The sequence below is a fragment of the uncultured Veillonella sp. genome (assembly GCF_963534045.1).
Taxonomy (GTDB): domain Bacteria; phylum Bacillota; class Negativicutes; order Veillonellales; family Veillonellaceae; genus Veillonella.
The window spans coordinates 1-9,406 of record NZ_CAUSQT010000045.1; the positions used below are offsets into that span (position 1 = coordinate 1).

The window sequence follows — 9,406 nt, forward strand, 5'->3', positions numbered from 1 at the left end:
ATATATATCTACTATACATGATAATTACACGAATTGCATAAGAAATATATAGTTATATGTACTACAATCAAGATGTCACCACTCCGTTCTGGGGAAACAGGTACAGAAAGGAGGTGCACCAGTGAAAGATATTCTTATAATCCTTCTAATTCCTATCATGGTAAATGTGACCAGCTATCTCATTTGCAAGTGGTTAGATAGGAAATTTCATGGTGATTAACCCCGTTAGCTTAGACGATTAAAAGCAATAAAAACTCCCTCAAGTATTTCGCCGTTCTTGAGGGAGTTTTTTTGTGCTTACAGTGAATTCTTACAATCCTTCAGCTACTTATAGTATACATTATTTTAGAGTTTTGTCTATTATAAAACACCCAAGAGTGTAAAACTCCTTGGGTGTTTCATTAAGGTGTATATAACTAAATATAGAACTCGATTTTGTCTTCTTTTGCCAATTGGAATTGTTCAAAGATGTGGTTTCGAATATTAACAAAGGATGCCGATGTGCGGTCGGTTCTATCGATGATATTTACAGGGATGATAGTTTGTACACGTCCCGGGTTTGCCGCTAGTACCACAACGCGGTCTGCTAGAACTACGGCTTCTTCAATATCGTGGGTAACAAATACAACAGTTTTGCCTTCTTCGCGGCAGATGCGAGAGATTTCGTCTTGTAAGTTGATACGTGTTAATGCATCGAGGGCACCTAACGGCTCGTCCATGAAGATAATATCAGGATCAACAGCTAATGCACGAGCGATGGATACACGTTGTTGCATGCCCCCAGATAGTTCTGCAGGGTAGCGATTACGGGCATGGTCAAGGCCTACCATTTTAACGTATTTGTCGATGATAGCAGGACGCTCTTCTTTAGGCACCTTTTTACTTTCGAGACCAAGCTCAATATTGCTTTCCACCGTACGCCATGGCAACAAGCCATAATTTTGGAATACCGTTACATATCTGAGTTGAGGCGCTTTCACCTCTTCACCGTCGATAGTAATGGAACCAGATGTAACGAGCTCAAAGCCCGCCATAGCATTTAATAGCGTACTTTTACCGGACCCAGAAGGGCCTAAGAGACAAATAAACTCGCCCTTTTCAATGTCTAAGTTGATATCTTCAAGAATGGTGAGTGGTTCCCCATCTTTCATAAATTCCTTGTGTGCATTGCGCACCGAAATGTAACCCATGAGGCCACCTCCTATTTCTCAATACCCCAACGTTTGTAAATCCATTTTTCGATGAGGGACACGCCCCAATCGAGTAAAAGCCCAACGAAACCGATGGTCAAAATGGCTACCATCAAGAGATCGTTACGCAAGTTATTTCTCATATCGATAATGAGGAAGCCAAGGCCTGTTTGGGAGCCTACCATTTCACCTGTTACAAGGAAGATCCACGCCGTACCGAGAGCGATGTGAAGACCCGATGCAATGCCTGGGAATACGGCAGGTAATACGATTTTAAATAACAGTTCTGGCTGTTTAATACCAAAGTTGCGCGCTACCTTGATGTACACAGGGTCGATATTTTGAATAGCAGACACGGTAGACAATAGCACAGGGAAGAATGCTGCGATAAAGATGATAACGATAGCTGGTGCTTGACCGATACCGAAAAAGAGAACGATAAACGGCAACCACGCCACAGGAGAAATTGGTCGAATGACTTGAACGATTGGATTGATGTAGTTCCAAATCCCCTTATACCACCCCAAGATAAGGCCGAAGAATACGCCGGCTACAACGGAAATAATATAACCGATAAAGAAACGCACTAAACTATCTGCAATATCTTTAAAAAGAACACCGTCGCCTATAAGTTCTCCAAATCCGAGTAATACCTTATATGGCGTTGGCAATAGCGCTTCATTAAAACCGCCGAGGCAAACGATTAACTCCCAAATTAGCCAAGCTGCGATAAATGAACCTGGCACATATGTATATTTCTTCATGGTCCCCCTCCTATGGTAACAATGATTGATCTACAAACTCTGAATAGGTCGGCACTTTTTTGATTAAATCAATATGTGTCATATGATGCACAAGCGCATTATAACGGTCCTCTGTAAGGGCTAAATCTCCAAACCCAATCACTTGTAAGGAACGTTCAATAATAGGATCCTTAAACTTTAAATATTTTAAGGCAATTTCTTTTTGGGACTCTGGATGCTCATCTAGGTATTTACCTGCATCGAGATAGACCTTGGTGAAAGCTTTTGCCAAGTCATGATGTTCATCGACGAATTGACCATTAAACACAAGGGCACAGCAAATATTATCATGCCAGAGATGGTCAGGATCTTCGAAGACCTTCCCAGTTCCCATTTCAAGGGCTAGAGAGCCAAATGGTTCGGCTACACTATACCCAGCAATTTGACCTACCGATAGAGCAGATGGCATTTCTGGAGGGCTCATTTCTACGATTTGTACATCTTTTTCAGAAAGACCCGCTTCTTCAAGCATGCAATCCACGAGAACTTTTTGAGTTGATTGTTTATGAGGGATAGCAAAGGATTTGCCTTTTAAGTCTTGAACGGAGTTAATATCCTTATTAACGATAATAATATTACCCTCTGTATGACCAAGTGCAGCAGCACGGACATCAATGCCTTGTTCACGAGCCTTTACACCAAGTTCAACAAGAACAGCTGCGGCATCTACCTTACCAGTATTTAACGCATCCATAAGCTCTGGCCAAGACCCATATTTAACAAGCTCTACATGAACAGGACCATTTGCCGTTTCTAGCTCTTTTGTAGCAAATACTGGTAATGCATGGGTAATTGGTAAATAGGCTACGCGTACAGTCTTTAATTCTTGTGCCGTCTTTGGTTTATGGTGTTCATGATAACCATAGGCTATGCAGCCAATAACCAAGAGAACCACTCCGATGATTAGATACCATGTCTTCTTCATAACTTCCCCTCTTTCTACCTCATAACAATGGGGCGATTTTGACACATGTCTTTTTTCGCACTTTTCTAAAACCTAGATGAAATAAGGTTTCAGAACACCTCGTCCTAAAAAATTATATAACCTACTATACCAATATGTTTTTAATATGTCAACAATACATATAACTATAATGGGTTTTATTTCTAAAAAAATATAAATAGTAATTAGGACATAATATATACATTAAATATTCTGATTATATACGCAAAAAAGCATCAACCGCATTGAGCGATTGATGCTACTTTCACAAACACGATTAACAATATATTATTCTTCAATATAAGCTTGTCGTTTATTCAAAATATAAATCTCAGAGCTACCAGCCTCGCTGTACTCACCAACATATGGTGCAATACTAGACTGTTTAAAATGGTTAATTTCGCCTTTTGGAACGATGACCATGATTTGCTTACCTTCAGCCAAACGCTTGATAAACTCGTCCTCCGTCACTTGTTCCATAAGGTATTTCTTATCCCATTCAGCACTACGATGTTTTAATTTATCCTTATCATCCCAACGACTGCTGTCACCCTTAATACGAACCACCTCATGTCCAGTATAATATACGAGAGATGTGCTGTATCCATTGTAATAATACACATCACCATTATACTTATCTACAACAGGGATAAGATTGATAGAACTACGTTGTTTAACAAGAGGTACCAAACCCTCGAGTACTACAATCGATGAAATGAGCATGGTTCCGATCACGACAATGCTCAGCAAACGATACCGTTGGCGAGTCCACCAGAACCATAACAGCCCTAATATGGATACGCCTGCCAAAACATAGAGCAATCCATAATAGCCCCAAGGTGCAAAGAAAGACGCCCCTACATAAGCGATCCATAACAATAGTGTGGGACCGACTACAATCCATGGGACATAACGAGGCCGACCAGGACGCAGAGCTTTCATAGCCCCTAATGTACCAAGAATACTGAAAGGTACAAGACTAATAAATGTATATAGAGGATACTTAGTAGCCATCAAGGAATAGAATAGAACAGTACCCACGCCCCAACACATGCAATACACGTACCACTTATGGTGCTGTTTAAAGCCCGTTATCATGCCATAAATAACAGCGCCCGTCCATGGTAAAGAAGCGCCGAGGAAAATAGCGATATAGTACCACCACACATTATCTTCCGGGTGTTCAGACTGAGTCGCACGTGTTACATTGTTAAGGCCTAAGAATCCATCCAAAAAGGCTTGTCCATGGGCGCTATACATATAAACATACCACGGCATAGCGACGACAAGAAAGGCCAAAATCCCCTTCCAGTCAAAGAGGCGTAATAACATTTGTTTTGAACGGCAAAGCGCAACATAAACGAGTAAAATCAAGCCCGGTAAAACAAGTGCTACGGGCCCCTTTGTCAAAACGCCTAATCCGGAAAATACGTAAGCTACGACCATTGCCGTACTAGAATTTTCATTCAAGCCTTTGTACGCATACATCATAACCATCAAGGTCGTATATAACAGTACCATGTCGGTTATAACACCATGAGCAACAGCCCAGAACATAAGAGATGTACCAAGGATAGAGGAACCTACTAGGCCAACGAGCCAACGTCGACTAAAGGTCCGTAAAGTTTGAAACATAGCAGCCACTGACAAAGCACCAAATATAGCACTTGGCAAACGAACTACCCAATCAGCGATACCAAAGATTTTAAAAGCTAATGCAATCAGCCAATAAATCATAATCGGCTTGTCATACCAATATGTCCCATAAATCTGTGGCGATAACCAATTGCCAGACAACACCATTTCCTTAGCAGTTAACGCATAATTCGATTCTACTGGATCGGTTACAGGTAGTATATTATTAGCTACCATAAAGAATACCAGCCAAACAACAAACAACACAGGCGTCAAACGAGACAATTTCATTGTGACCTCCTTATGATTTACGGCGATTCTTATAGTATTTAAATCCAAGCACGGCAGCCACAATGGCAAAGACAACAATCACAATTAGCAAAAATTCATGATTATACTGAATAAGATCTTTCCAGTTTTCCCCAAGCACTTTTCCTAAATATACGAGTAAAATCGTCCAAGGAATAGTACCGAGCACAGTCCAAACGATAAAGTGCCACAATGGATAGCGCGCCATACCAGCCGGGAAGGAAATAAATGTACGAACACCAGGTAATAAGCGGCCAAAAAAGATAGCTGCACCACCGTATTTATTGAACATCTTTTCAGCGAGTTCAAATTTATGCTCATTAAAGAATACATATTTACCGTATTTCAATAACAATGGACGACCGCCATATTCTCCCATCCAATACGATAAAATAGATCCAACGATACCAGCTAATGTACCAACGACCATTGTCGTATGCAAATCAAATATCCCTTGAGCAATCAAATAACCTGCAAATCCAAGCACAATTTCACTAGGAATTGGTACATTTGCATTCTCCAGAACCATCGCCATAAACATGGCTGCATAGCCATATGTTTCCATAAACGAAATAATATATTCCAATTGTTATACCTCGTCATAACTCCCCTTTACCGGACTTATGATTTTCTAATGCTAACAGATGCTGGTGAAAGTATCACCGTGTATACAATCTATTTTACCATAATAAAATGACCCTCACCATACGAGAGGGTCATTTGCGGTATTCTTAGTATTCTGCTTTCGCAATTATCAACTAGTCATACACAGTTATTCAGTTTTAAGTCCTTGTATAAAATCATAGGATTTTACGGCTGCTTCTGTATCTACAAAGTGGAATGGTTCCAATAAACGGCAGAATTTAAATAGATAGTCTCGTTTGCGTAAAACTTCTTTCACATGAAGGATGGTTTCCCGTGCACAACGGGCAGAGCTATAGCCATTCATAGCCGCATATAGATAAGTATTAGGCAAATCACCTTCACGGATATAGCTGTGGATGAAAATAAGTAAGTCCCATCCAGCAGGCGTGAACTCAGGCCAGCGACGTGCGTTTTCCCAATCGAGGAGCATCACGCTATCCATATCTGGATTGTATACGATATCTCGCAATGCAGGGCGACCATGAGCGATACCGTAATCGTGGAGCGTGCCGAGTGCTTTACCAAAGGCATAAAAAATATGAACCGCCATATCCTCTAGGGATGCATCTTCTGGATGTTCCTGTGGCAAATGGCCATAATAGGTCAAGTTTTTGCCATAATTCGGTGTCACGAAATAATTTTCTCGAAAGCCTACAATTTCCGGAGCTAATGGCAATTGTGTACGCACAAAGTTCATCATATAAAACTCATGGTCAAAGGATGCACGAGGGGATGGTTTGATCCATGATGACCGGTTATTACCTACAGCGCGTTTTACAAAATACTCATCACCTTGAAAGGTGACTGGGAATACGCGCCCCAAATCTTCATCATTCAATTTATGGTCTATATATTCTAATAAGGCTTCGTTCATGAGACCTCCTAATGTCATCAATGCTTACCTATTTATTATATAATAAACACCATATAAGTATCAAATAAAGACCCCCTAGCCAAGGCCAGGGGGTCTTTACGGTAATTATGATAATAGGTTTAATTTAGGTTTTTATAAGCCAACTGAGGCAATCTAAATTAAAACGAATTAACCTACAAATTTTGTCACTGCTGCAGTATCAGTTAAGTGACGTTTAGGCATGCCCATTTCTTCAGGAGTGATGCCAAGAGCAAGACCTACTAATTGGGACATGTGCAAGATTGGCATATCTTTGCCACCGCCAACAACTTCTTTTGCTTCTTTTTGGAACATATCAAGTTGCATTTGGCAAAGTGGGCAAGGAGTTACTACGCAATCTGCGCCTTCTGTAGCTGCATCTTTGTTGATGGAGCCAGTCATTTGCATTACGGAATCATGTGCAGGGTATACAGCATGGAAACCGCAGCAATCAAGTTTACGGGAGAAGTCGATTGGTGTAGCACCGATAGCAGAGATCAAATCTGCTAAGGATGTAGGCATTTGATAGTCTTCGAAGCCCATTTCAGTTTGAGGACGAAGAATATGGCAGCCATAGTATTCAGCTACACGTAAACCTGTTAAAGGTTTAACAACTTTTTCTTTCAATTTGTCCAAACCGTAATCGCGAATCAATACCCATAAGAAATGAGTGATATCAGTTGTACCGCGGTATTGTTTACCGATTTGAGCTAATTTTTTGTTCACTTCTTCTTTTTCTTTTTCGTTATTGTCTAATTCGTTTTTAGCTTCACGAAGCATCAAAGTACAAGTGTTACATACAGTTAAAAGGTTCAAACCTTTTTCTTCTGCCAATGCAATGTTACGTGCGTTTGTAGCTAATGTAATTTCTGGAGCGATATCTTGAACGTGGGACGCGCCACAGCAAGTCCAACCGTCAAGTTCTTCTAGTTCGATGCCGAGTTTTTTAGCTACTGCAACAGTTGCCATGTAATCTTCTTTGGCAGCGCTTTCAAGAACGCAACCTGGGAAAAATGCGTATTTCATTATTTGCTTACCTCCTCAGCTGCTTTCATAAGTCTGCGAACACCATCAATACCGTTAACTGGTTTTTGAGGTACTACAAGTTCGAAAGGATTAATTTTGCTGTGTTTCCACAAACGTAATGCATAGAATGCTTGTTTAGCGGAATCTACAACACCGTCAGATTTCAAGCTCATAGAAACTTCTTTCAAGCGACCAGTTTTGTAAAGGTCTTCTTTGAAAGCAACTGCATGGCGAACGCCTTTGTTGTTTGTAAGGCCAGCTTTTGTAGCTTCTTTACGCATGTTGGAAATATCTTGAGCAGGTTTTAAGTGTTTAGGACAACGAGAGATACAATTCATGCAGTGAACGCATTTCCAAAGACCATTGTCATAAGCAGGTTGAATATGAGCCATAGGTGCATCATCACGGCTATCCAATACGAAACGGTTAGCTTTTGTAAATACATATGGTTCTAAGAAATCATCTTGACGTGCAGTCAATTTGTTACATTCGGATGCGCAGCAACCACAAAGGATACATTCTGTACCAGCAACGAATTTTTTAAAGTCAGCAGGAGTTTGACGAACGATTTTATCGCCTTCGTTAAATTCTGCTTTAAGGAAAATCCAAGGAGCAACTGTTTTCAAACGATCAACTTTAGATTCCCAGTCAACAACTAAGTCACGGATTACACGGAAGTTACCGATAGGTGCAATTGTTAATTCATCTGTACCGTAACGTTCTGTTAATTCGTCAATTTTAGATTCACAACCAAGCATTGCTTCGCCATTTACGCGAATGGAGCAAGCGCCACAAACTGCGGAACGGCAAGCTGCCAAGAATGTTAATGTTGGATCTTGAGTATCTTTAATTTTTTGAAGGCCCCAAAGAATTGTACGGTCAGGTTCGTAATCGAATTTGAAAGTTTGTACAAACGCGCGACCTTGTTGGTAACGGTGAATATGATAGGTGATTTGTCTCATCTTAGTACTTCCTTTCTTGTGGTTCGTATTTAGTGAACACTACGTCGCGTTCTGTTAATTCGTATTGACCGTCAGCGCCTAATTTGATCAAAGAATGTTTTAAGTATCTTTCATCATTACGTTTTGGATAGTCTTCACGAATATGAGCGCCACGAGATTCACGACGGTGTAAAGCGCCCATTGCAATAGCTTTTGCTACTGTTAACATAGAACCGATTTCACAGTAGTTTACGAATGCCATGTTGTAAGTACGTTCAGGGTCACCTACATAACAAGTTTTGTAATCTTCGATCAATTGATCGATTTCTTTTAATGCTTCAGTAATACCGTCTTCATTACGGAAGATACCTACTTTATTCCACATTGCATCAGCCAATGCATCGCGGATTTCTACAACTGGGCGACCACCTTCACGAGTTGTTACTTCAGTGAATTTTTCTTCCCAGCGTTTAGCAGCTGCAGCTAATTCTGCATCTACATTTGGTTGTTCATGTGTTTCAGCATAGTCAGCTGCACCAGCACCAGATACTTTACCAAATACTACGCCGTCAGCCAAGGAGTTACCACCTAAGCGGTTAGCACCGTGGATGGAGATACAAGAAGCTTCGCCAGAAGCGAACAAACCAGGCAATTCACATGCACAAGTTTTGTAGTCCACTACGTCGATACCGCCCATTGTATAGTGACATGTAGGACGAATAGGTACTGGTTGAGTCAATGGATCGCAGTGTTCGAAGCACATAGCCAAGTCACGGATACCATGAAGTTTTTCGATGATAACTTCAGGTCCTAAGTGACGAAGGTCAGCTACTACGTATGCGTTAAGACCAGAACCAAAACCACGACCTGCAGCGATTTCATCTTCGATTGCTTTCGCTACAACGTCACGGGATGCCAATTCCATTTTATTTGGCGCATATTTTTTCATGAAACGTTCGCCTTCAGAATTAAGAAGGTAACCACCTTCACCACGAACCGCTTCAGACATCAAGATACCAGTA

General features: G+C 40.9%; 9 protein-coding genes. All 9 read right to left on the reverse strand.

What is annotated here, in order from left to right:
- Positions 1–416: 416 nt before the first annotated feature.
- A complete protein-coding gene (locus RYP29_RS07295) occupies positions 417–1,190 on the reverse strand; it encodes an ABC transporter ATP-binding protein (RefSeq protein ID WP_005378111.1) in 774 nt (257 codons plus the stop codon).
- Positions 1,191–1,201: 11 nt separating this feature from the next.
- The gene (locus tag RYP29_RS07300) at positions 1,202–1,954 is read right to left on the reverse strand and encodes an ABC transporter permease (protein WP_016476354.1); all 753 of its coding nucleotides are present in this window, start codon (positions 1,952–1,954) and stop codon (positions 1,202–1,204) included.
- Positions 1,955–1,964: 10 nt separating this feature from the next.
- Positions 1,965–2,918 carry an ABC transporter substrate-binding protein gene (locus RYP29_RS07305; RefSeq protein ID WP_311532805.1) on the reverse strand — a complete coding sequence of 318 codons (954 nt, stop codon included), beginning with the start codon at positions 2,916–2,918 and terminating at the stop codon, positions 1,965–1,967.
- 306 nt (positions 2,919–3,224) lie between these two features.
- Positions 3,225–4,862 (reverse strand): glycosyltransferase family 39 protein, encoded by a 1,638-nt coding sequence (locus tag RYP29_RS07310; RefSeq protein ID WP_009660632.1) that lies wholly within the window; start codon positions 4,860–4,862, stop codon positions 3,225–3,227.
- Between the two features lie 10 nt (positions 4,863–4,872).
- The gene (locus tag RYP29_RS07315) at positions 4,873–5,466 is read right to left on the reverse strand and encodes a DedA family protein (RefSeq protein WP_311532808.1); all 594 of its coding nucleotides are present in this window, start codon (positions 5,464–5,466) and stop codon (positions 4,873–4,875) included.
- 186 nt (positions 5,467–5,652) lie between these two features.
- Positions 5,653–6,399 carry a hypothetical protein gene (locus RYP29_RS07320; RefSeq protein ID WP_311532810.1) on the reverse strand — a complete coding sequence of 249 codons (747 nt, stop codon included), beginning with the start codon at positions 6,397–6,399 and terminating at the stop codon, positions 5,653–5,655.
- A 168-nt stretch (positions 6,400–6,567) separates the two neighbouring features.
- The gene (locus tag RYP29_RS07325) at positions 6,568–7,443 is read right to left on the reverse strand and encodes a CoB--CoM heterodisulfide reductase iron-sulfur subunit B family protein (RefSeq protein ID WP_005378080.1); all 876 of its coding nucleotides are present in this window, start codon (positions 7,441–7,443) and stop codon (positions 6,568–6,570) included.
- On the reverse strand, positions 7,443–8,405 hold the full coding sequence (locus tag RYP29_RS07330; protein WP_005381216.1) for a succinate dehydrogenase/fumarate reductase iron-sulfur subunit: 963 nt from the start codon (positions 8,403–8,405) through the stop codon (positions 7,443–7,445). The genes RYP29_RS07325 and RYP29_RS07330 overlap by 1 nt, the downstream gene beginning before the upstream one ends.
- Before the next feature lies 1 nt (position 8,406).
- On the reverse strand, positions 8,407–9,406 hold a 1,000-nt coding region (locus RYP29_RS07335; RefSeq protein WP_311532813.1), incomplete at its 5' end, for an FAD-binding protein.